General features: G+C 61.7%; 24 protein-coding genes and 1 tRNA gene. 11 read left to right on the top strand and 14 right to left on the bottom strand.

Annotated elements, in window-relative coordinates:
• Positions 1-33: 33 nt before the first annotated feature.
• On the bottom strand, positions 34-2,157 hold the full coding sequence (locus C7450_RS24525; RefSeq protein ID WP_110377215.1) for a hydantoinase/oxoprolinase family protein: 2,124 nt from the start codon (positions 2,155-2,157) through the stop codon (positions 34-36).
• A gap of 5 nt (positions 2,158-2,162) precedes the next feature.
• Positions 2,163-3,848, bottom strand: coding sequence for a hydantoinase B/oxoprolinase family protein (locus C7450_RS24530; protein WP_110377094.1), 1,686 nt, complete (start codon positions 3,846-3,848; stop codon positions 2,163-2,165).
• Between the two features lie 463 nt (positions 3,849-4,311).
• On the opposite strand from C7450_RS24530, the gene C7450_RS24535 reads away from it, so the two are divergent.
• A tRNA-Met gene (locus C7450_RS24535) sits at positions 4,312-4,388 on the top strand.
• Here the strand turns inward: C7450_RS24535 and C7450_RS24540 are convergent.
• A complete protein-coding gene (locus C7450_RS24540; protein WP_342588540.1) occupies positions 4,345-6,003 on the bottom strand; it encodes a recombinase family protein in 1,659 nt (552 codons plus the stop codon). The two genes, C7450_RS24535 and C7450_RS24540, sit on opposite strands and share 44 nt — an antisense overlap.
• A 59-nt stretch (positions 6,004-6,062) precedes the next feature.
• On the opposite strand from C7450_RS24540, the gene C7450_RS24545 reads away from it, so the two are divergent.
• The 3 genes from C7450_RS24545 to C7450_RS24555 are packed head-to-tail and all read left to right on the top strand — an operon-like array spanning position 6,063 to position 7,203.
• A complete protein-coding gene (locus C7450_RS24545) occupies positions 6,063-6,353 on the top strand; it encodes a helix-turn-helix domain-containing protein (protein WP_110377095.1) in 291 nt (96 codons plus the stop codon).
• Entirely contained in the window at positions 6,346-6,909 is a 564-nt protein-coding gene (lepB, locus tag C7450_RS24550; protein WP_110377096.1) for a signal peptidase I, read from the top strand. Before C7450_RS24545 ends, lepB begins: the two co-directional genes overlap by 8 nt.
• Before the next feature lie 3 nt (positions 6,910-6,912).
• Positions 6,913-7,203: an Imm27 family immunity protein gene (locus tag C7450_RS24555; RefSeq protein ID WP_110377097.1), complete on the top strand. Its 291-nt coding sequence runs from the start codon at positions 6,913-6,915 to the stop codon at positions 7,201-7,203.
• Between the two features lie 243 nt (positions 7,204-7,446).
• Here the strand turns inward: C7450_RS24555 and C7450_RS24560 are convergent, their stop codons facing one another.
• The 4 genes from C7450_RS24560 to C7450_RS24575 form a co-directional block, all read right to left on the bottom strand.
• Entirely contained in the window at positions 7,447-7,953 is a 507-nt protein-coding gene (locus tag C7450_RS24560) for a hypothetical protein (protein WP_110377098.1), read from the bottom strand.
• On the bottom strand, positions 7,940-9,376 hold the full coding sequence (locus C7450_RS24565; RefSeq protein ID WP_110377099.1) for an HD domain-containing protein: 1,437 nt from the start codon (positions 9,374-9,376) through the stop codon (positions 7,940-7,942). Before C7450_RS24565 ends, C7450_RS24560 begins: the two co-directional genes overlap by 14 nt.
• Positions 9,377-9,550: 174 nt before the next feature.
• Positions 9,551-9,772, bottom strand: coding sequence for a hypothetical protein (locus tag C7450_RS24570; RefSeq protein ID WP_110377100.1), 222 nt, complete (start codon positions 9,770-9,772; stop codon positions 9,551-9,553).
• On the bottom strand, positions 9,756-10,670 hold the full coding sequence (locus C7450_RS24575; RefSeq protein WP_110377101.1) for a LysR family transcriptional regulator: 915 nt from the start codon (positions 10,668-10,670) through the stop codon (positions 9,756-9,758). The genes C7450_RS24570 and C7450_RS24575 overlap by 17 nt, the downstream gene beginning before the upstream one ends.
• Before the next feature lie 137 nt (positions 10,671-10,807).
• On the opposite strand from C7450_RS24575, the gene C7450_RS24580 reads away from it, so the two are divergent.
• From C7450_RS24580 to C7450_RS24590, 3 genes are all read left to right on the top strand, one after another.
• Positions 10,808-11,809 (top strand): MBL fold metallo-hydrolase, encoded by a 1,002-nt coding sequence (locus C7450_RS24580; protein WP_110377102.1) that lies wholly within the window; start codon positions 10,808-10,810, stop codon positions 11,807-11,809.
• 51 nt (positions 11,810-11,860) lie between these two features.
• Entirely contained in the window at positions 11,861-12,535 is a 675-nt protein-coding gene (locus C7450_RS24585) for a pyridoxamine 5'-phosphate oxidase family protein (protein WP_110377103.1), read from the top strand.
• Positions 12,536-12,721: 186 nt separating this feature from the next.
• The gene (locus tag C7450_RS24590; protein ID WP_110377104.1) at positions 12,722-13,411 is read left to right on the top strand and encodes an isochorismatase family protein; all 690 of its coding nucleotides are present in this window, start codon (positions 12,722-12,724) and stop codon (positions 13,409-13,411) included.
• Between the two features lie 384 nt (positions 13,412-13,795).
• Here the strand turns inward: C7450_RS24590 and C7450_RS24595 are convergent, their stop codons facing one another.
• Positions 13,796-14,323 carry a hypothetical protein gene (locus C7450_RS24595; protein WP_146227492.1) on the bottom strand — a complete coding sequence of 176 codons (528 nt, stop codon included), beginning with the start codon at positions 14,321-14,323 and terminating at the stop codon, positions 13,796-13,798.
• Between the two features lie 6 nt (positions 14,324-14,329).
• Between C7450_RS24595 and C7450_RS34115 the strand changes: the two genes are divergently transcribed.
• The gene (locus tag C7450_RS34115; RefSeq protein WP_170147414.1) at positions 14,330-14,488 is read left to right on the top strand and encodes a hypothetical protein; all 159 of its coding nucleotides are present in this window, start codon (positions 14,330-14,332) and stop codon (positions 14,486-14,488) included.
• Positions 14,489-14,499: 11 nt separating this feature from the next.
• Here C7450_RS34115 and C7450_RS24600 read toward each other — a convergent pair whose 3' ends face one another.
• From C7450_RS24600 to C7450_RS24625, 6 genes are all read right to left on the bottom strand, one after another.
• Positions 14,500-15,189 (bottom strand): hypothetical protein, encoded by a 690-nt coding sequence (locus C7450_RS24600; RefSeq protein WP_110377106.1) that lies wholly within the window; start codon positions 15,187-15,189, stop codon positions 14,500-14,502.
• A gap of 8 nt (positions 15,190-15,197) precedes the next feature.
• The gene (locus tag C7450_RS24605) at positions 15,198-15,671 is read right to left on the bottom strand and encodes a hypothetical protein (RefSeq protein ID WP_170147415.1); all 474 of its coding nucleotides are present in this window, start codon (positions 15,669-15,671) and stop codon (positions 15,198-15,200) included.
• Between the two features lie 259 nt (positions 15,672-15,930).
• Positions 15,931-16,212 (bottom strand): hypothetical protein, encoded by a 282-nt coding sequence (locus C7450_RS24610; protein WP_110377108.1) that lies wholly within the window; start codon positions 16,210-16,212, stop codon positions 15,931-15,933.
• 142 nt (positions 16,213-16,354) lie between these two features.
• Positions 16,355-17,422 (bottom strand): DUF3987 domain-containing protein, encoded by a 1,068-nt coding sequence (locus C7450_RS24615; protein WP_110377217.1) that lies wholly within the window; start codon positions 17,420-17,422, stop codon positions 16,355-16,357.
• Positions 17,423-17,691: 269 nt separating this feature from the next.
• Positions 17,692-17,958, bottom strand: a complete 267-nt coding sequence (locus C7450_RS34335; protein WP_110377109.1) for a hypothetical protein — start codon at positions 17,956-17,958, stop codon at positions 17,692-17,694.
• A gap of 358 nt (positions 17,959-18,316) precedes the next feature.
• Positions 18,317-18,535 (bottom strand): hypothetical protein, encoded by a 219-nt coding sequence (locus C7450_RS24625; RefSeq protein ID WP_110377110.1) that lies wholly within the window; start codon positions 18,533-18,535, stop codon positions 18,317-18,319.
• A gap of 483 nt (positions 18,536-19,018) precedes the next feature.
• Between C7450_RS24625 and C7450_RS24630 the strand changes: the two genes are divergently transcribed.
• From C7450_RS24630 to C7450_RS33660, 3 genes are all read left to right on the top strand, one after another.
• Positions 19,019-19,300 (top strand): helix-turn-helix domain-containing protein, encoded by a 282-nt coding sequence (locus C7450_RS24630; protein ID WP_110377111.1) that lies wholly within the window; start codon positions 19,019-19,021, stop codon positions 19,298-19,300.
• A gap of 332 nt (positions 19,301-19,632) precedes the next feature.
• Positions 19,633-19,836, top strand: coding sequence for a DUF3102 domain-containing protein (locus C7450_RS24640; protein WP_110377113.1), 204 nt, complete (start codon positions 19,633-19,635; stop codon positions 19,834-19,836).
• Positions 19,837-20,241: 405 nt separating this feature from the next.
• Positions 20,242-20,574 (top strand): hypothetical protein, encoded by a 333-nt coding sequence (locus tag C7450_RS33660; protein WP_146227496.1) that lies wholly within the window; start codon positions 20,242-20,244, stop codon positions 20,572-20,574.
• Positions 20,575-20,606: the final 32 nt, after the last annotated feature.

The following is a 20,606-nucleotide window of genomic DNA, read 5'->3' on the forward strand; positions in this document are numbered from 1 at the left end:
TCCTTCTTGTGTTGTGACAATCGACCTCTCGCGTCAGCTCATCCGCTTCGGCGTGTTGAGATCGAGGAAGATCGCGCCGAGCGGGTCGATGCGCACCGAAGCGGATGGACCTGCAACGATGGTGCATTCCCGCTCCTCGATCACCGCAGGGCCGGCGAAGCTCATGCCAGGCGCGAGTTGGCCGCGGTCGTAGATGGCCGTTTCGACATAGCGGCCGAGCTCCGGGAAGAACACCGGGCGCCTGCCCTTCACCTCCGGTACCCCCGGCGCAACCGCCTGCGTCGCAGCGGCTCCGCTCTGCAGGACGGACGGTCCCGAGACGGTCATGCGACAGGTAATGAGCTCGACCGGCAAATGGTCATGAGCATGTCCGTAGCGCAGGCGGTGCGCCGCATAGAAGGCCTGGGACATGCCCTCAAGATCTCCCGTCGCGAAGGTGGCCTCGTCGATCTCCACCGCGACCTCCCGACCCTGGCCGAGATGGCGCAGATCCATGAAACGGCGGATGATCGGGGTCTCGCCCGCGCCGACACCGGCCTCGCGCAGGATCGCGAGCCCTTCTTCCCGCATGTCCTCATAGACGGCCGTCACCCGCGGCCAGTCCGCCTTGTCGAGGCTTGTGACATGCGAACGCGCGAGATCGAAGGCCACCGAACTCGCCACGAGGCCGTAGGCGGAGGCGGCGCCGGCGCCGGGCGGCACCACGACGCCCTTCATGCCAAGCGCCCGCGCCAGTTCATAGGCGTGCACCGGCCCCGCCCCGCCGAAGGAGAACAGGTAGAAGTTGCGCGGATCTTCCCCGCGCTCGGCGATATGCACCTTGCAGGCCGCCAGCATGTTCTCGTTGACGACGCGGAACACGCCTTCCGCGCAGCGTTCAACCCCGAGGCCGAGCGGTTGGCTGAGCCCGGTTTCCACCGCGCTCCAGGCCGCGCCCGCATCGAGCTTCATGTCGCCGCCGAGGAAGTTGTCGGGATTGAGGTATCCGAGCACCAGATTGGCGTCCGTCACGGTCGGTGCCGTGCCGCCCCGGCCATAGCAGGCCGGCCCCGGCGCCGAACCGGCACTGCGCGGACCGACCGCGAGCAGGCCGAGCCCGTCGGCCTGCGCGATGCTGCCGCCGCCGGCGCCGATCTCGATCAGTTCCACCACCGGAATACGGATGGGCAGGCCGCTGCCCTTCTGGAAGCGCGAGACCCGCCCCACCTCGAACACATTGGATTTCTTGGCCTCATGGTTGATGACGAGGCCAATCTTGGCCGTCGTTCCGCCCATGTCGAAGGTGACGAGATTGGGCATGCCCATGCGTCGGCCATATTCGATCGCGGCGAGAACGCCCGCCGTCGGCCCGGATTCGAGCATCCGGATCGGCAGTTGCTTCACGGTCTCGGCGCTGGACACGCCGCCGGACGAGACCATGATATGGAGCGGCCTGACGTAGCCGCGTTCCCGCAGGGTTTGCGTCGTCGCGTCGAGATAATGGCTGACGATCGGCTGCACATAGGCATTCGCCAGCGTCGTAGTGCTGCGCTCGTATTCGCGGATCTCCGGCGAGACCGTGCTCGAACAGCTGATCAGCAGGCCGGGTATCTCTTCCCTGAGGATGTCCGCGGTGCGGCGCTCATGCACGGGATTGCGGAAGGAATGGAGATAGACGATGGCAACGGCCTCGACCTTCTCGGCCACCAGCCTGCGCGCGAGAGCGCGCACCTCGTCCTCATCGAGTGGCACCAGCACATTGCCGTCGCGGTCCAGCCGTTCCGTCACGTCAAAGCGCAGATCCCGCTCCGCCAAGGGCGTCGGCATCTCCATCTGCACGTCATAGTTGTCGTAGCGCAGCTCGGTCGCCATCTCGACGGTGTCGCGGAAGCCCTTCGTCGCGATCAGCGCGGCGCGCGCGCCGCGGCGCTCGATGAGCGCGTTGGTGATGAGCGTGGTGGCGTGAACCGCGATCTCGAGGGCGTCGGCATCGACGTCCAAGCCGCAGAAGAGTTCGCCGCCGAAGAGTTCGGAGAGCCCCTGGCGCACGCCCTCGGCCGGATCATGCGGCGTCGTGAGGCATTTGGCGATGGTCTGCCGGCCCGATTCGGGGTCGAGCAGCACGAAATCCGTGAAGGTCCCGCCAATATCGAAGCCTAAGCGCAATGTCCTGGTCATGTCCGTCACTCGGCCTCCGGCACGACGCCATAGAGTTCCGCCGCCTTGGCCCGGCTGACGAAGCCCTTGCGGATATCGGCCGCCAGCGCCGCCGGATCGCGCCGCGCGGGATCGCCGTAACCACCACCACCGGGCAGTTTGAGCGTCAGTTCCTGGCCCTCCTGCAGCGTGAAGGGTTCAAACGGCGCCTGTTCGCCATCGATCATGAATTCGCCCTTGCCGCCTGGCAGGCCGCCATCGAGGCCAGGCGGCGGAAAGAAGACCTTGTCCGGGCGCAAGGTGAGATTGGCCGGCCCGCGCAGGGTCCGCACCCGGATGATCTGCCCGAGCCCGCCGCGGAATTCCCCCGCGCCGCCGGAATCGGGGGCCATGGAGCGTTCCGTGACGACCAGCGGCGCCCGATTCTCGATGATCTCGATGGGCGTGAGGCTGCCGTTGCCGGGGAAGGCCATAGTCGGGAAGCCATCCTTGCCCATGACCGCCCCCGTGCCGCCGTTGGGCAGCACGTGGACCGAGAAGGGCTCGTTGGCCGCATCACGCCCGGAGCAGGTCATCCACCAGAAGGAACCTGAACCGGCCTGGACGCGATCCGGCACGAAAGGCCTGAGCGCGCCGAAGATGGCGTTGTGCAGGTGGAAGCTCGTCATCGAGCGCGCCCGCACCGGCGCCGGGAAGCGCGCGTTCAGGATGGAGCCCTCGGGCGCCACCGTCGTGACGGGGCCGAACAGCCCCTCGTTGTTGGGAACCGTAGGAACCAGCGCGCATTTCACGGCGAACATGGAATGGGCGTGGGTGACGTTCAGCACGCAATTGATGGAGGCATCAGCCCGCTGATCGTCCGAGCCCGTATAGTCCAGGATCATCGCATCGCCGCGCACCTTAAGATTGAGCTTGATGCGTGTCGGCTTGCGGAAGCCGTCACATTCGATCTCGTAGGGGTAGTCACCATCCGGCAGGGCAGCGATGGCATCGTGCATGGCGCGTGCGGAACGCGTCAGGATCTGGTCGGCGACCTCATCGAGGGCCGCCGCGCCATAGTCGCCGATGAACTGCGCGATCCCCTCCTCGACCACCGTCGCCGCGCCCGTCATGGCGCCGAGGTCGCCGAGTACGAGGCGCGGATGGCGGGTGTTCGCCGCGATGATGTTCATGACCGGTCGATTGGCAACGCCGGCCTCATAGATCTTGCAGGGGGGAAGCCGGATGCCCTCCTCGTAGACGTCACGGGCCATCAACTCGTCCATGCGCCCGCCGACATCCGAGACATGCGCCGCGGCCGCGAAATAGGCGACGATCTCACCGCCGTGGAAGATCGGCTTGATCACGTAGAAGTCCGGCAGGTGGCCGTGGCAGATCCAGGGATCGTTGGTGAACAGGACGTCGCCGGGCTTCAGGCTATCGGGCGGAAAGTCCTGCAGCATGGTGCGCGCCGCGCTCGGCAGGGAGCAGGTGAAGGCAGGCACGCAGATCTGCGCCTGGGCAATCGAACGCGCGTGCCGGTCGAGGAGAATAACCGCATAGTCACGGGAATCGGCGACAATTGTGGAAAACGCCGAATGAAGCAGCGCGATATCTGCCTCATCCATAATAGAAATAAGCCTGTTCCACAAAATCTGCAGATGTATGGGATCAAGGGCGCGGTTTTTACCAACGTCAACTTCGGGATATTCAACCTGGATCGTCGTCATCATCAATCCGCAATCAAGCCCGGCGTGTCCACTCGAGCTCCAAGATTAGGATCGAATAAGAAAATCCGTCCAATTATAAATCAAGGCATAGGATATCAGGATTCCCGATGATTAAGGCCCATGCGTCCGATGCCGGGTTAATGGGCAAGGCCGAGGCATCACGGGTTGGGCGGCGCATCTGCAGACGACTAACATTCTGATTTTCAACGCGAAAATTATCGGCAGACGAAACGGTCCCGGACGCAACATTTGGGCACGGTCCATCATCGCCTGTGATATGCGGGGCGCAGCGCACAGCAGAACCTGCACGGGGGGATCGAAGGCCCCGGTGCCGCGCGCGCTCCCGATGATCCCGCGCAGTCCGGCGTGCCAGCACAACTTTTCCTGGGTCGTACCGAAGCTGGCGATTGACAGTGACCCCACCCCTTCCTTATATCGCATCCGCGTCGATGCCATCGCATCGGTTGGCGGAGTAGCTCAGCTGGTTAGAGCAGCGGAATCATAATCCGCGTGTCGGGGGTTCGAGTCCCTCCTCCGCTACCAACGTCATAGACGACGCATCCGAGCCGATCAGGCTCGCCAAGTGTCCGTTGATGCTTACCTCATATTCCTCCCCTGCACGGCGTGGATTGACAACCACGCTCTCGACAAGAGCGTGAAATGGTTCGGCCAGATCGAGGCTGATCTCGCCGTCTCTCGCCACGATTACCGCCAACGCCTCCATGTTCTCCCGGAAGCGCTCAACGGCTTGCGGCCGAAGTTCGATGACATTGGTGGTTTGACCGGCCAGAGCCAGCTCAGCCGTGAACTTCTCTTTGTCGGCGGGCAGCTCGACCATACGTTCGGCGACGTCCTCCTCCGAGATCACGCCCTTGGCAAGGGCATCGACCAGCCGCTTGATTGCAGCATTCGCGTCCGCCAGTCCTCGCTCGATCCGAGCCCGGTCACGTCGAGCCCCGGCCTCGGCCTGGCGCCGCTCCTCACGATAGGCCTCGACATACTCCTTAATAAGTGTCGGGCTCGCCAGCTGGATCCGGAGGGCGTCGACGACCAGCCGCTCAATCTTCTCGACGTAGTACCTCGCGCCGTTGTCGCAGGCCTTGCTTTCTCGCTGGGTGCTGCATTGAATGCGCGGCCCCGAACGATCCCGACCAATGATGGTCATCCCGCCGCCGCAGCCGCCACATCGCAGCAGCCCCGACAACAGACGCTTTGACCGCGGCGCGTGAGCGGCATGTGCGCCCCCTCGGCTTTCCTTCCGACCGCGAACAGCATCAAAAGTTTCCTGATCCACGATCCGGAGATGCGGGGCATCCGACGCGAGCCATTCGCACTCAGGATTGACACGCGACACCCGGCGGCCGGTGTTGGGATCCTTGACCATCCGGACGCGGTTCCAGATGTTGCGGCCGACGTATAGCGGGTTCTGCAGAATGCCGTGCCCACGCTGGCGGTTGCCATTTATGGTGCTACCGTTCCATCGCTGTCCCCGCGGCGGCGGCACGCCTTCGCTGTTAAGCTTGGCAGCAATCGTCCTCGGCGACACGCCTGATCGATATTCCCGAAAGATCCGTTGAATGATCGCGGCCTCTTCCGGCACGATCTCCAGCTCGCCCGGCTTGCCCGAAACAGGACGATAGCCGAAGGCCCGACCGCCAGCATGGCGACCGTCGCGCACGACGCCCTGCATGCCACGTCGCACCTTCCGTGCCCCCTCCTCCCGCTGCATCTGGCCCACGAGCCCGTGGATGCCGATGGCAGCTGTGTCCACGCGCCCGCCATTGACGGCGACGATCTCAATACCGAGGAACTCAAGCTGCTTGTGGATGCCCGCGAGGTCCGCCATACCGCGAGATAGGCGGTCCAGCGCCTCCACGACGACAACATCCACGCCACGGGCGCGCGCAAGAGGCCGTAGTTGATCGTCGTCACCATTACCTCTCGCCCGTTGGTCAGCTCGACAACGGACCCAGGCTCCGCGGTGCGAGCGCATCTTCTTCTTCTCGCAACTCCGCCGGCGGCGATGGCAGCAGTCATGGTCATCTCGGTGGTCTCCTCGGTTCTGGGGTGCCCCCGCTCGGCACGCGCACAGAGCACAAAGCGGCCGAGCGGGGGGTGTTGCAGAGTTGCCCAAGTCAGGCAAATCAGCTAACACCATAATTAAAGCCTGACCTTTGGCGAAAGTAAATGTATTTTACATTACATTGGGAAAAAAACATGATTGATCCTCCTCGCTGTCGAGCGGCTCGGGCAATCCTGGGCTGGTCGCAGGCCGACTTGTGCGCTGCGGCTAAGGTGGGGCGAGCCACACTGACCGATTTCGAAGCGGGAAAGCGGACACCTTACGAGCGCACGCTACGTGATATCCAAGCCGCCCTCGAAGCGGCCGGCATCATCTTCATCGACGAGGATGCGACCTCCGCAGCAGGCGGCCCCGGCGTCCGTCTCGCGAAGCGGCAGGACGAAGGCATCCGGCCCGACGAGTTGACGAGTGCAAACGATGGGTAGCATACGAGCCCTAGCGATCTCTATCGTCCCGGCTGTGCTTGCCATAGCAGTGACGACGACGATGGGAGCTGACAGCATGTGGCCCAACTATCCCAAGGGTTCGACCATTGAGATCATTCCCGTTCAAGAATGGCAGCGACCGATTGTGACCGGCGATGTAATCGCCTTCCTTCCGGAACAATACCGCGCTGTCTGGATCAAACGGGTGGCCGCTGTCGGGGGCGACAAAGTGCAGATGAAAAAGGGCGTTCTTTATGTGAACGACAAGCCCATCGATCGGAAGCGGCTCCCAAATCGCGACTACATAGCTGCTGGGAAACCTAAAAAAGGCGTCGCGTGCTTTTCTGAGCAGGCCCAGGCCGGCCCGTTCGAGGTGTGTGAGATCGCCGGAGAAACAGGCTACTGGGATACGACCTACGTCAACACTGTCCCGCCCGACTCATATTTCGTTCTCGGTGACAATCGCGACAATTCGACCGATAGTCGGGACGATCGCGTCGGCTTCGTCGACCGCAAGTCGGTTTTAGGTGTGGTGGCGAAATCAACTAAGGCGTGAGCCATGACCCACCTCGCGAGCCCCCACGTCCCCATCCGGCCAGAGGAAACCGTGATCACGGCGGAGCATCATTGGCAGGATGATCCTTCGATCATGGAGCGGATGAATTATCTGACTTACGACTACCTCACCAAGATCGCCATTGCTCTCGAGGGATGGGCCGTCCTTTTCCAAGATCCAGCCGATGGCCGCTATTGGGAACTCACGCACCCACTTGGCCACATGCACGGCGGAGGCCCGCCCCGTCTTTGCAACATCACTGCTGACGAGGCAGGCAGGCGCTACGGCGTGTGAGGCGCAATGAAATCGATGACCCCTCACCCGAGCCTCTACGTCCCCATAACCCCCGTCCGCGTGCCTAGATGACCTCCACCAGCTTCAAGGCCGCATATGCGCTGCCTACAGCCTCTTGGACTTCCTTCTCAGCCACGTCACAGCCCGCGCCGGCCCCGCCTCGCACAGCTACAAGATCTCCCGCCGGATAGCGGCGGCACGCCGCGCAGAGCCTCGCCTGGCGAATTGAGCAAAAGCGACAGTTTAGGTGGGTGCTAGACCGACTTCTTTCAGTAATGTCAACGCCGCTTCGAGACGACCGTTGCCTGTCTTACCAGCTTTCCGCACCTTAATTTCGGCACGCCAATCAGCGACCTTTTCCTCGAAGGCAAGCCAATGAATAGTGGCCGCGAGCTCAAGAACAGTGGACGTGCAGCCCGCGAACTTTGCGAGTAAGCGCCTGGCATCCCCGGAACTCAGCGACCCGAGAGTTTCAGGGGCTTTGCTTCGGGTTTTGAACGTGCTGTAAGGTGCCCCATCGTTCAATCGGAAGCTCACCTCTTCTTCAACTCGGCCCCAGAACTTCGCATCCGTCACAGCGTCCGAAAGCGCTTCAGAATACGGCCCATAGTGGTGATATTCGAACGGTACGTCGCTCTTCATGCCAAGCCTATCAAGTAGATAGACCACTTTTTGGAGGCGGATGCGGCCAACTAGTGCTCCGTCTGACAACGCAACTACCCCGACCACCAAGTCATCAAGTTGCGGCATGGCTCTCTCCCGTGACATTGAGGACACTTACCCGATCGCTCTCATTAGCAAAGTAATAACGTAGTATTTCTTGCTCTTGATAGAGGGCCGCCACCGGCTTTGATAAGGATGTGATGTCAACAACCTTCCCTCCATCGCGCCGAATATGAACGCGCTTATGGGGCTTTACAGTTTCTTTGCTCGGGTCTTTATAGATAGCTAAATTAGCCCGATCCTCGAAGACGGAAACCCCAATCTGATCCTTCATATTTTCGTCGATATATCTGCGTCGGGCTTTATCTGCCTCTTGTGGATTCACTATATCAATTGTGACACACTTCAGGATTTTCCGGGAGCAGATGCGATCCGCAAAATCTTGAATCTTTCCATTGCCCTTAGCAGCAGATACCTCCAGCGCATTCCAGACAACTGTGTCGTCGAGCGCGATATATGAATCTAGGTCAGGTGTTGGATTAGCGTAATAAACGCGCAATGGATGATCCACTGATACAGGGAGATCAGCCCGCGCACCCTTCGATGCCTCCGCACTGAACGCCAAAAGAAAGGCCGTCAACATCTGCTCGATGCCACGCGTCGTCCTGTGAAGATACACTTGCGAATAAAGATGAAATCTGGCAAGTATAAAACTTTCCGCTGCCTGAAGAGCTTTTTCCTCGAAAGAGAAGGCTTGGATAGTATCCCCGTCGGAATCTTCGATGTCCTCCCCACTATTGGCCGGAACATCGACGATACGCAAATTGTCCAGAAGCCATTCGAAATCAATTGCACCGGCACCAGAGCCGGTCATCATCCTATCCCGTCGAAGGTAATCAAGTCGATCAGCGTCAAACGAGCTGGATACCACTGACGAATAGAGATCCTGTTTCTTGCCGCGCAGCATGGCCGCGATCTCGTCGGCGACTTCGCCATTTCTACGGAATTTATCCTTTAAGATGCGCCGGATATTCCCGCCTGGCTGACAAATCAGATCTCCCGTCCAATCCTCATGATCCTTGTATTGATTCTTGGGAAGCCGCACCTTTTCGGCATTTTCGAATGCGTGGCTGAAGGGACCATGACCGAGATCGTGAAGAAGCGCGGCGAGCAGAGCCGCCCGCTCTCTAGGCTCGTCTCGTTGTGCTTTTGGCACATCACGTTGGGCAACACTCATAAGCTGCCTGGCGAGGTGAAAGACGCCAATTGAATGGGCAAAACGAGTGTGTGTGGCGCCGGGATATGTGAACTCTGAGACGCCAAGCTGCTTCACACGCCTGAGCCGTTGGAACTCAGGCGTGTTAATAAGCTCCCATGCTGTACCATCAACGGGATCATCGAGATCAAAGGTGATGAGGCCGTGAATGGGATCGCGGATGCGTTTTAGGATAGCCATAACATGGAACAAATAGAGAACAAGGGCGCGCTCGGCAAGTGGTTTGATTCTCACTTTCTCATACCATGATCAGCGTGTCCTAGTCGCCCTTCTTCCATCACCATCGGAAGTGGGAGTCATTCCAGCCCCCACACGCTAGCGATATCTCAGGATGTCGCACACCCGTCATTCTCAATGGCCGGGAGGACCCGCCCGTGAGACATGTTCACAGACGGGCCGTGGTAGCTGTCAGCCCACATCCTCCACCGCACCCGGCTTGCGCTTGGCCTCGATGGCCGTTGTGTACCCCGACTTGCTGAAGTCGTGGGTATGCAGATCGAGCCCGGCAGGGACGGCCTGGGGCCGAAGGGAAGAGGCTCCGCGCGAGACCCCAAACGTCCGTCCTTTGCGCCAGGAGCTGTTGGCGATATTGCCCTGAAGCTCGCCATTGCCCTCACGAATCCTCTGCATGGAGCCCAGCCATCCGGGCTCGCAGGCGCGGCACCGTCCAATCTAGGAAACACCGGACTTTCAGCGGCAGCATTTCGGCCCGCGCGTAGATGAGGTTGACGGGCAGCGGCTTCGGCGCGAAATCCGGCAGAAGGACCAGCAGTTGGCCTGCCCGTAACTCATCCGCCACCTGGTAGGACAACACGCGGATGATTCCGAGATCAGCCAGGGCCGCCTGGATGGCCGCCTCGGTCGTATTGACGGCCAACTTTGGGCGCGGCTCGATGGCGAAAGCAGCGCTATCGCGACGATAGCGCCATTCCGGGGCGACCGCGAAGCCCTGGAAACTGATGCCGTCGTGCTGTGCAAGATCCTCAGGCTGGCGCGGCACGCCGCGCCGGGCGAGATAGGCGGGGCTCGCGCAGATGACCCGGCGCACGGTACCCACGCGCGTAGCGATCAGTGCGCTGTCCACCAGGTGCCCGATGCGCAGAGCAACGTCGATATGCTGGTCCGTCAGGCTGATCTGCTGGTCCGCCAGCGTCAGGCGCAGGTTGATCTCCGGCTGTTCCTTCAGGAATTCCAGCGCAATCGGCAATAAATGGTGCTCGCCGAAAGCAATCGGCGCGGTCACATGCAGCCCTCCGCGTAACGCGCCGTAATCTCCTGCGGCCTGGTGCTCCGCTGCCTCCAGGTCTTCCAGGATACGACGTGATGCGGCGACGAAGGCGCGGCCCTCATCGGTAAGGGCAAGGCCGCGGCTGGAGCGCAGGACGAGCCGGACGCCCAGATGCGTTTCCAGCTCGCCGACATTGCGGCTCACCGTGGCGAGGGGCTTGCGCAGCCGCCGCGCGCCAGCCGACAGGCTGCCTGCTTCGACAACCGCCAGCAGTACCGACATCGCCTCGAAACGATCCATCATGCCCTTCCGAATTTCGGGAGGTTATCTCCCAAATCCGTACGATACTCCCCCAGATCTGGATGTCCTACCTTTCGCCTCATCTGGTAGGGCCGGTCGGCTCTCTGCCACGTCCAATGATGAAGAGGGAAGGCCCCATGTCTCCGTTGTCCCGCCGCGCCTTTGCCAGTGGTCTTCCGCTTGGTCTCTTGGGGGGAGGTGCCCTTGGGGGTGGCTTCATCGGCAGTGGGCTCGCGCCAATCCTCGGCGCGACGCCGGGTCTTGCAGCCACGCCCGCGGCGCCAGCCAGCGTCACGCCGCTGGCTCAGATCCGCATCGGCCGCTTCACCGTGACGGCGTTGACGGACGGCTTCGCCGACATGCCCTACACCTTCTTTCCAGGCCGCACGCCGGCCGAGGTCGAACAGGCTGCGGTTGTGCAGCACACCGCCCGGCCGAGCGGCGTGCGATTCCTGTTCAACCAGTACCTGGTCGAGGACGGCGCGCGTCGCATCCTCATCGATGCCGGCCCGGCCGGCTCGATCGGGCAGACCGGCGCGCTGCCGCAGGCGCTCGGCGCGCTTGGCCTGCAGCGCGACCAGATCGACGCTGTGATCGTGACGCACATGCATCAGGACCACATGGGCGGACTGATCGTCGGAGGACAGAAAACCTTCCCCAAGGCAGAGCTCTATGTCGACCGGCGCGACGTGAAACACTGGACGGACCCGGCCAAGGCGAACGGCGCTCCCGATTATCTGCAGACCAGCTTCCGCATGGCGGACCAGCTCGTGCGCCTTTACCCCAAGCTCCAGGCGATCGACGGCGAGCGCGAGATCGCGCGAGGCGTCTCCATCGTCGACCTGACCGGCCACACGCCCGGCCATATCGGCGTACGGATCGAGGATGGCGGGCAGAGCCTCATCATGGTGTCGGACATGCTCTTCCCCGTCGTGCATCCGGCTGCCACCGACGTGGTCTTCCTGTTCGAGCAGGACCGTCCGGCGGCCCAGGCGATGCGGGACCGCTTCTTTCCGCTGGCCGCTTCGGAAGGCGCGCTGATCGCCGCGACGCATATGCCCTTTCCGGGGCTCGGCCGAATCGTCTCCGACCGGGGGCAGTTGCGCTGGCAGGTGGCGGACTGGGCGCTTCAAGACTGATAGGCGGCTGTAACGGGCCGCCGCTCCGGGGGACCGTGAGGTACAACCGCCATGAGCAGCAAATATCTCCATATCGCGACGACGCCCTCGGTCGCGGCCGCGCAGGAACATTATGGCAGCGCGGCCGAGTGGGCGCGGACGGGCGAGCGCGGCCGCTCCGGCGAGAATTTCCAGCGCCAGCGTCTCGGGCCGCCCGAGCGCGAGTTCATCGCCGCGCGCGACGGTTTCTATCTGGCCAGCGTCTCCGAGACCGGCTGGCCCTATGTCCAGTACCGCGGCGGACCCGCCGGGTTTCTCAGGGTCGTTGACGACGCGACGTTGGGCTATGCGGATTTCCGCGGTAATCGGCAGTACATCACCACCGGCAATGTCCAGGCCAATGACCGCGTGTCGCTTTTCCTGATGGATTACGCCCATCGCCGCCGCCTGAAGATCCTTGGCCGCATGCGTATCATCGATGCGGTCGACGACCCGCCGCTGCGGGATCGGCTGGCGGTGCCAGGCTATACAGACCGCATCGAGCGCGTCGTCTTGATCACCGTCGAGGCGTTCGACTGGAACTGCCCGCAGCACATCACGCCGCGCTTTACCGAGGCCGAACTGAGGGTGGCGCTTGAACCCATGCGTGACGAAATGGCGGCGCTGCGGCTGGAGAATAAGCGCCTGCGGCGCGAGCTGCGGACGCGCGCGGCGGTGCCCGGTGGCGACCCAGCAACGTCTACTTAAATATGCTAGCTCACTTGTATATCGTCGTCAGCCGAAGGTAATATTGATGGTCGGGGCCCCCTGAGGCACCAGTAATTGCCGAAGTTGAATGGAACCGACGACGCCTCACGTGGCGGCGCGTTTGGCGCTTTATGTCATTCTCAGCCAGTCAATCTGACACATCAACAATGGCGCGGGAGAATAGAGATGGAAACGTCGTCAAAAAAATCAAGCGTGCTTCCGACCGGTGGGGGCGCAGCGCTTATGAACCCGTCCGATACACTGGTTCTTCTTCTCGATCATCAGTCCGGGCTGTTCCAGACGGTCAAGGATATTCCGGTGGCCGACCTGCGGCGCAATGTGGAGATGATCGCGAGGCTCTGTACGCTCCTGAACATCCCGGTGATCACGACTGCCTCGGAACCCGACGGCACCAACGGGCCACTTATGCCGGAGATCCATGAACTCGCCCCTCACGCCGTCTACGTCCCGCGCAAGGGGGAGGTGAACGCCTGGGATAACGACGATTTCGTAGCCCAGGTCCGAGCCACGGGCCGCAAGACGCTCGTCATGGCCGGTGTCTGGACCAGCGTTTGCGTGATGTTTCCCGCGCTCGACGCACACGCGGCCGGATACGACGTCTATGCGGTGCTGGATGCGTCGGGCGATCCCAGTGAAATGGTCTCGCGCACATCTCTCGCCCGTTTCGTGCAGGCCGGCGTGAGACCGACTTCGGCCAATGCGCTGCTGTCGGAACTCCACCGGACCTGGGCGCGTCCCGAAGCGGCCGATCTTGCCTATCTCTACGGCCTCGTCGCTCCAAACTATGCTGCCGTGATCGAGAGTTATCAGCGCGCGAGGGAAGCGGCCCTGCAGGCGGGCTGTCGCACTGATTGATTTGCCAGGATCGGCTTGGTTCGATACCGATCGGTGGGCGAGGGCGCGCGCTGTCTCGTCCCCTAAAGAGGGCGAAGGGCAGATCGCGCAGATTTGCGATCTTGGCCGCCAGGGCGCATCCGGGTGCGCACCGTGCGCACCCCGGAATCGTTGGTGCGCGCCGTGTTTGGCCCAAAGGTGCGTACCTCGGAATCTAGGCTGGAACTAGCGTTTTTTAGGGCTGCCGCCGCCGCGCAGGCCGGCCGGGTGGTCGGGAAGTACCTTGTGAAACAGGATGTTTCACGGGCGCCGTCGGGTCCTTCCCCGCGGGGGTGCGCACCGCGACGGCGAGGCACCCCGAGGAACGGCCGGCTGCAGAATTCTCCCAGAGGGTTCCGCTTCCGCCTAAACCCGCGGTAACGCGACGCGGCTGACGTCGTTGCTGTACCCCATAGAGGCCCACATTGGGGCGTGGCACCCGCCAGGGAGCATCTCGGGAGGTATCAACCTTCGAACGTCATCGTCCTGCATGACGCGCCGCTGCATCAGTTCGCGCGCAACTTCCTGGATCGCGCTGAAGATCCGGGGAGTCGTCACGAGATCGATCGCGCGCTTTTCAAAATGCCGATAGAGCGCGATGACCATCTCGTCGTCATCGTCAGGCCGATCCTGCACCAGCGCCGCGAAGGCGCGGCAATTGTCGCAAGTCCGCGCCTCCCCCGCTCGCGCCGCGGCCAGGTAGAAATGGAGATAAGGGGCCTCGGGCCGCCAGATGCGACGGCCGAGCCACCGCTCTGCGGTGTGTCCCGCGACAAGGACGGCGACATGCTCATATGCGAACGTCGCCCCCGGAGGACGGGCAAGGTTAGCGGAAAAGAGCTGTGCGATATCAACGCCCCGCGACCCGATCGCCCAGCCCAACAGGAGAGCCACGACCGCATGTCCGGATTCGTGGATGGCGATCGGCCACAGATCAGCTTGTGCGAACTGCGGGGCACGGTTCACCTTGCGGGTGAAGGCACCCTCGCCTTCTACCGCCAGCGGCTCAGGTGGTGGCGCGTCGCCGGCGAAGGGCTCCCTGCAACGCGCGCAGCATGATGGGCCGCACGTCATCGGCGATAATATTCGGGCACGTCGAGACTCGACAATTCAACGGCGGTCATGCTGCGACCGATCACGTTCCCGGCAAACCAGCCATCGCAAACTCCCTCGACCCGCCGCAGCGTCGATACCAGCACTGAGTGGCGGCTGCGTGGCGTCATCCCGTGAAAATCATGTGGCAACGGTAGAGCATCTCGGCGATGCTCGACCGCCTCGAGCTTCTCCGCCTCCCAACGACCGGCGTCCGCCAGCTTCTGGTTTACCGCAGCCACCGCTGCCTCCGCCTTTTGCAATCGCGCCAGCAGGGCGACAATTGTGTTGGCGGCCGGTGCATATTCTTCGCGCAACGCGCGGGCAACGGCCTTCGCCTCCGCCTCAACAGCTTCTTTTTCCGACGTCAAAGCTTGCTCGGATTCTCGCTCGATCGTCTCGCCGTGCCTGATCTCCAGTCGACTGACCAGAGCGGTGGTCCGATCGAGTTCGACTCGGGCATCGGCACGCGCATCGTGCGCGGCGCGGGCAGCCTTCGGGCTATCTAGTAGCGCGTCGGTGTAGCCGGCCTCGGCTGTCGCGAGCGCGGTAGCCGCGGCTCTATATTCAGCGCGAGCCTTCTCGAGGCTTTCGGCGATGATGGTGGAAGTCGCCTTATCATCGCGCGCGACCGTGATCAGCGCGGCGAGACTGTCGAGAATTTTCATAGGGATCCTCAATGAAGGGATGCGGCGCGGGAGAACGCGGCGAGGACGATCGGATCGAGATGCAGGACCAGCGTGCCGGGGGGATTGGTCCAATTACAGGCAGCCGCGACGATGCGGGAATGCGCTGTTCCGGGAGGCACGCCGACAACCACGGGAGGATCGGTTGGCGCGGCGACCAGGAAGCTCTCGCGGCTGGAAAATAGTTCCGATGCTGTGCGGCGAAGGAAGGCGCCGTCCTCATCGACGCCGTTCTCGCGATCGCTAAAGGCGAAGGCAAGACGTGCCGCTCGTCCAGGCATCGCACCCGCGCGGGTTAACGCGCCGGTGATGGCAACCTGCGTTAGCCGTCGTCTGCCGAAGACGGCAGCAATGCCCTGCCCGGCCGGGGGCTCGTCACCTTCGCCATAAGAAACAACGCCACGAGATACCCACTGCATCAGTAAGGCTGGTGGAACGCCGGTCGCGTGCGCGACGGCCGTCACGGTGAGTTTCATTAGGAGAGTCCTTTTTCGGATGAATGATGTGACGCGGAAAACAAAACGCCCGGCTTCGGCCGGGTGTGAGTTTGCCAATAGAACGCGGGGCGCGAACCGGCGGTGAGGCCGGACCGCCGGTTCGCTATCGGCCTGCTGTCTCCGGACGGCCGGCCGAATGAAAAAGGCCACCCGGAGGCGGCCTTGGAAACTCGGTGGGGAAATGGGGCGGGCTCCGTGGAGTCCCGCCCAGGTAGTGCACCGTTCCCTATTGAAAGACGGCGGCACTTTGCAAAAGGGGACGGCATTCCTCGATGTCTTCGAGAATTTTCTGCAATTCTTTTGTTGCCTGCAGCACGAGCCGCTTGCCGTGGCGCTCTGCATTCTTGTCGACTTTTCCGAATGCTTCGCCCACGCTGCGGAAACTCTCCGCGAATATCGCCACGTCCAACGCTGTCCGCTGCTCGGGTGGCAGTTTGGCTTTCACGATAGCCGCCACTTCCATATCGACGATGCGATTGAGTGTCGCTTCATCGTTGAGCGCTGGCATCGCGCCAGTGCGGGAACATTGGCATCCGAGGAAGCTGGCCCGCACGGACGGTCCGCCGCAAGGCAGTGCGGGCAATTGGTCGTTGGCTGGCGCGGGCGGAAGCCTGACGTTGGCGCGCGCTTTCGCGAAGGGTACGCTGCCATCAATGCCGAGGGATCGTAGGAGATCCCGCTGGCGATGCTGCCATGTGCCGTTTGATGCCGTCGCTAATGATTCCGATGGACCGGCGCACGATGGCGAAGCCCCATTCGATATCGTCGACCGACACCGCCGGGGCGGCTGGGTTTCGGCTGATGGCGCGAAGGGTGGCGAGGCGAAGTGTGTTCTCAGCGGCTCGGCCGTTGATATGACGCTCGGTCTCGTCCCAGCGCAAATCATGTTGCCAGGAGAAGACTTCGCCCCACCGCCCGTAAGCCTCTCCGCCTTCACCTCCCTCGAAGGGGATAACGAATTTGTTGAAGGCGCCGGCTAGGCCGTCCATTCGCGGAAGGCTGTCGATCGCATCCCTGAGAAGATCGACGAGTAGTTGAGGCGGTCGCGCCCGTCTTCCCAGGGACGGAGGCTTCACGATTGCCGGCGGGCTGGCACTGAAGAAAACGAACCTGTTGATGAACCCATCGGATATCGAGGCTTCGGAAAGACCCTCATACAAGGTGCCTGGCGTCGTCATGCCGAGCACGGTCAGGGCAGGTCCTTCGATAGGCGAGTCGTCGCCTTTCGTCTCGGCCGATGCATATGCACGACCGTCAAACCGACTATTTGCCTGGTCGTAGATCGCCAGCAAAAACTTCCGGATCGATGCGGCCGGCGCTGAACGGTGCCTAGCATTGATGTCCTGAAGCACAAGCCCAAACTCGTCGAGGACGATGACTGTCGAGGGCCTGCGGCGAAGGATGCGCTCCAGCGCTGCGTAGGACGTAGGGTCGCCATTCGACACAGCACCGAGCTTGCCGGCGGCGTCACCAAGCTCGCGAGCGGCGCGCGGAGGATGTCCCTTGCCGCCGGCTGTGGCCAGGAGGGTGGTCATGAACACGTTCACGCCCGCCTCGGTCGGGGCGAGCACCCTATCACCACACAGGCCCGCGAGCAGGGCCAGCGAGGCGGCCAAAGACAGCTCCGGCACCGGGATGATCGCGGTCGATGTTACCCACGTCGCGACCTCGCCCAGAAGGCCACCAGCGGACTCCGGTGTCCACGGCGCGGGGTGCATCCGCGGGAGCACAGGCAGGTCTCGCGGCGCGTCGGGGTCGTTGTCGTTTTCAGCGACGGGCAATCCGAGAGCGATGAGGGTCGCCGTACGGAGATCGCCGGAATGGTATCGGGCTGCACCCTCGGCATAAACATTGAGGTGGCCTTGCGGCGACCAGCGGACGTTGCCTCCCTGTCCCAGCACCTGGGCGCCGATGACAAATGAGCCATGAACCTGGCCACCGATCCGGCCGGCGATTTCGTCGAGAGAAAGTGGATGAGCGGTCTCCGTCACGCGGCCACCCGCTGCGCACCTGTGATGCGCTCTTGAACCAGTGTCGCAATCTCGCGGCGCGTTTCCTGGGTGAAAGTCGCGATTGGCTCGGGGTCCCGGTTGCGTCGCGCGGACCACACTAACAATTCACCGTTCCCGGCCCGCGCGAGGGTCAGATCGCGAAGGCGGATTCCATGGGCGTTGAGGGTGAAGCTCGCGAGCAGCTCAATGCCGCCCTTCGTCAATCGGCTTGGCGTGAAGACCGCCAAATTTTCGATACGCATGTAGATCTCTTCAAGGAAACGGGAGATACTGCCTCAATCGAGGTCAAGGTCAGCGATGGCGCGGATCATTGCCTCGCGCCAATTTCCCAAGTGAATGATATCAACTACTTGCGTTCGTCTATTGAGGCTAGCACGGTCCTCCGCTACCAGCCATTTCGCCAGCTAAATCAATGACTTGGCGGGTTTTTCATGACCCGAAAGGCTGCAAAGGCGTGTTGCAGGCGCCTGCAACGCGCTACTATATTTTTCAATATGTTACGGAGGGGTGCCCGCTCCTCCACGCAACACCGGCGCAACACGAAAGGCGACATTTGTTCGCTGTGCGTTCTTGGGAGAAAGGCGGGCGAAATAGGCAGCCTCATCGCTCGACCTTGCGGACGATGCACCGCTCGACGGATCTCCTCGGCAGCTGAAGCCCCGCCTCCTGGCCTTCGCTCGCGAAGAGCTCCAACCCGGATGCATCGGGATAGCCCGCCCGCCTTTTTACACAGGGCCGGACATAGGTGATGAAGCTTGGCTCCCCCCATTGCCGGAGCTCATAATAGCCGGGGCCCGAATAGCGAGACTCGCCGGTCATGGCCGGGCCTCTCGGATCTGGGAGAACAGCGCCAGGCCTTGCGGGCCATCCCATTGGCCCGGAGAGCGCTATCAATGATGGCCGCTTCGTTCCGAGCGTCTCCTTCGAAGCGTTCTCGCTCGATCGTCAGCATCTCAACGAGCCGTGTCAGGTGACATAGGTCGCAAAGCGTGACCTCCAGATCCAGCCGGCTAACGGCATCCCGCGTGCGGCCACCCTCAGGCATGCCTCGCGGCTTCTTTCGCCGCCCCGATGGATCCAAGTGGCATATCTTGCCCCGTCAGCCTCCATGGCCTCCGCTGGCTTTTCCTCGGGCATCAGGAATTTTGGCAAGCCTCGGGCGGCTGCCGGAACAGTGCAGTTCGGCATGGCAGGTATTTTATCTCTTCGTTTTCCGACAGGAGCTATGATTAGAGATAATAGTTAGTCAAGCTGGTTTTCGACGTTTCTTGCGTTTTCCGAAAACTCCGCTATCATTCCCACATGACCCCAGCTCAATCCCGAGCCGCTCGCGGCCTCCTCAACTGGACGCAATCAGACTTCTCTCAGGCGGCAGGCGTGAGCGAAGTCACCGTTCGAAACTTCGAAAATGAGAAGTCGTCACCTCAACGGGCGAGCCTCCAGGTGATGCGCGCCGCGCTCGAGACCGCGGGTGTCATCTTCATCGCGGAGAGTGGCGAAGGGCCCGGCGTTCGCCTAAGGAAAGACCGCCCGGCCGCGGAAGGCCTGAAGCTGGACGAACTGAGCGCGGAGAATGATGGGTGATGGCACTCGCGGTTCGCTGTAGTCTGGCGAAGTTAAGGATGGGAGGATTCGCGTATGAGCAAGTTAATGGGGTTCGCTGTCGCTTTGGGATTGCCTTTGGCTTTGCTAAGCATAGACGCCACGACACGGACGGCTGAAGCGGCTGTCGTTTATTGTCGGTATATCGGCTACCCGAAAGGCTGTGTGGCTCGTCCCGGCGTTCGACTTTACCCCCGGCCCGCCGCAAGAGCGGTGGCCGCTCCTAAGCCGACGAATTGGAACGGCGGCGTCAACCGGGTTGGACGACGGCGCTAGCGTCTGCGCGTGCAGCGGCTGAGCGGATCCGCGATTGCATGCAACTCGCCGCTGAAAGCATCATCGAGATCGGCCTCGCCCTGATCCGCCAGAAGCAACGCCTTCCCCACCGGATGTTCCTGCCATGGATCGAGGCGGGGCTCGGGATGGCGGAGCGATCGGCACGCCGGTTCATGGAGGTGACAACAGCGTTGGGGTCGAAATCGGCCAAGGTGGCCGATTTACCTCCCACCGCCCTCTAGTGGTTCGACTCCGACATTTGCATCCGCCTGATACGGGCCTCGGAGCCAATGTCGGAGTCAAGAGAACCACTAGCAAGTTATTGGTTCCAGTGGAGCTTTTGAATTTGACATTTGATCTGGAGCCTGATGTCAGGCGGGATTCACATGTCAAATTCGCTCCACGACGCTCTAGCCGCCCCATCAATGCTCGACTCCGTCCGATGGAGCCGAGAAGCATGGAAGTTGCGGTGACAAATATAACGCCAAGATCTTTCTATATCGATGCGTTTTATCCGAATATTAGCGAGGCTATTTTTGGAGCATGGATCGCTGCGGGCATTTGTAAATGCAGCACTCTCGATAGACGCATTTATGGGCATCGCTTTCTGGTAATTGCACGACCATCAAGATTCATTAGTATCTACAATGAACGAGAAAGACGAATGTTTCAGGGATCATTACGCTGACAAGTACCCCCTTTATCGAAATCTTCGAGATACCGCATTCGCTATTAAACACGGCCGCCTCACACGTGGAAAAACACCTAGAAAAGTAAAGGACACCAAACAGATTCTGCGAGCAAAAAAAGTGTTCCTAAACGACTTCTTCGTTGGACAGACGCTTGGTAGATCGACGTCGCTCATGATTGATGGGAAACAAATTGCAGTAAAGGGAATGCTTGAGGAGGCCCAAAATATGCTTGAGGCCATTCTGAACACACTCCCAGAGCGGAAGGGAGATGACCAATCTTCGGATTGACCGAGAATGATCTATCTCGCGAGGATCTGGCG

The organism is Chelatococcus asaccharovorans (assembly GCF_003201475.1).
Taxonomy (GTDB): domain Bacteria; phylum Pseudomonadota; class Alphaproteobacteria; order Rhizobiales; family Beijerinckiaceae; genus Chelatococcus; species Chelatococcus asaccharovorans.

Bases quoted from the DNA above. Each gene is read 5' to 3' on its own strand.
- C7450_RS24525 (WP_110377215.1), bottom strand. From the start codon at position 2,157: ATGACCAGGACATTGCGCTTAGGCTTCGATATTGGCGGGACCTTCACG.
- C7450_RS24530 (WP_110377094.1), bottom strand. From the start codon at position 3,848: ATGATGACGACGATCCAGGTTGAATATCCCGAAGTTGACGTTGGTAAA.
- C7450_RS24540 (WP_342588540.1), bottom strand. From the start codon at position 6,003: ATGGTGTTAGCTGATTTGCCTGACTTGGGCAACTCTGCAACACCCCCC.
- C7450_RS24545 (WP_110377095.1), top strand. From the start codon at position 6,063: ATGATTGATCCTCCTCGCTGTCGAGCGGCTCGGGCAATCCTGGGCTGG.
- lepB (WP_110377096.1), top strand. From the start codon at position 6,346: ATGGGTAGCATACGAGCCCTAGCGATCTCTATCGTCCCGGCTGTGCTT.
- C7450_RS24555 (WP_110377097.1), top strand. From the start codon at position 6,913: ATGACCCACCTCGCGAGCCCCCACGTCCCCATCCGGCCAGAGGAAACC.
- C7450_RS24560 (WP_110377098.1), bottom strand. From the start codon at position 7,953: ATGCCGCAACTTGATGACTTGGTGGTCGGGGTAGTTGCGTTGTCAGAC.
- C7450_RS24570 (WP_110377100.1), bottom strand. From the start codon at position 9,772: ATGCAGAGGATTCGTGAGGGCAATGGCGAGCTTCAGGGCAATATCGCC.
- C7450_RS24575 (WP_110377101.1), bottom strand. From the start codon at position 10,670: ATGGATCGTTTCGAGGCGATGTCGGTACTGCTGGCGGTTGTCGAAGCA.
- C7450_RS24580 (WP_110377102.1), top strand. From the start codon at position 10,808: ATGTCTCCGTTGTCCCGCCGCGCCTTTGCCAGTGGTCTTCCGCTTGGT.
- C7450_RS24585 (WP_110377103.1), top strand. From the start codon at position 11,861: ATGAGCAGCAAATATCTCCATATCGCGACGACGCCCTCGGTCGCGGCC.
- C7450_RS24590 (WP_110377104.1), top strand. From the start codon at position 12,722: ATGGAAACGTCGTCAAAAAAATCAAGCGTGCTTCCGACCGGTGGGGGC.
- C7450_RS34115 (WP_170147414.1), top strand. From the start codon at position 14,330: ATGTCCGGATTCGTGGATGGCGATCGGCCACAGATCAGCTTGTGCGAA.
- C7450_RS24600 (WP_110377106.1), bottom strand. From the start codon at position 15,189: ATGAAAATTCTCGACAGTCTCGCCGCGCTGATCACGGTCGCGCGCGAT.
- C7450_RS24610 (WP_110377108.1), bottom strand. From the start codon at position 16,212: ATGCCAGCGCTCAACGATGAAGCGACACTCAATCGCATCGTCGATATG.
- C7450_RS24615 (WP_110377217.1), bottom strand. From the start codon at position 17,422: ATGCACCCCGCGCCGTGGACACCGGAGTCCGCTGGTGGCCTTCTGGGC.
- C7450_RS34335 (WP_110377109.1), bottom strand. From the start codon at position 17,958: ATGCGTATCGAAAATTTGGCGGTCTTCACGCCAAGCCGATTGACGAAG.
- C7450_RS24625 (WP_110377110.1), bottom strand. From the start codon at position 18,535: ATGACCGGCGAGTCTCGCTATTCGGGCCCCGGCTATTATGAGCTCCGG.
- C7450_RS24630 (WP_110377111.1), top strand. From the start codon at position 19,019: ATGACCCCAGCTCAATCCCGAGCCGCTCGCGGCCTCCTCAACTGGACG.
- C7450_RS24640 (WP_110377113.1), top strand. From the start codon at position 19,633: ATGCAACTCGCCGCTGAAAGCATCATCGAGATCGGCCTCGCCCTGATC.
- C7450_RS33660 (WP_146227496.1), top strand. From the start codon at position 20,242: ATGAACGAGAAAGACGAATGTTTCAGGGATCATTACGCTGACAAGTAC.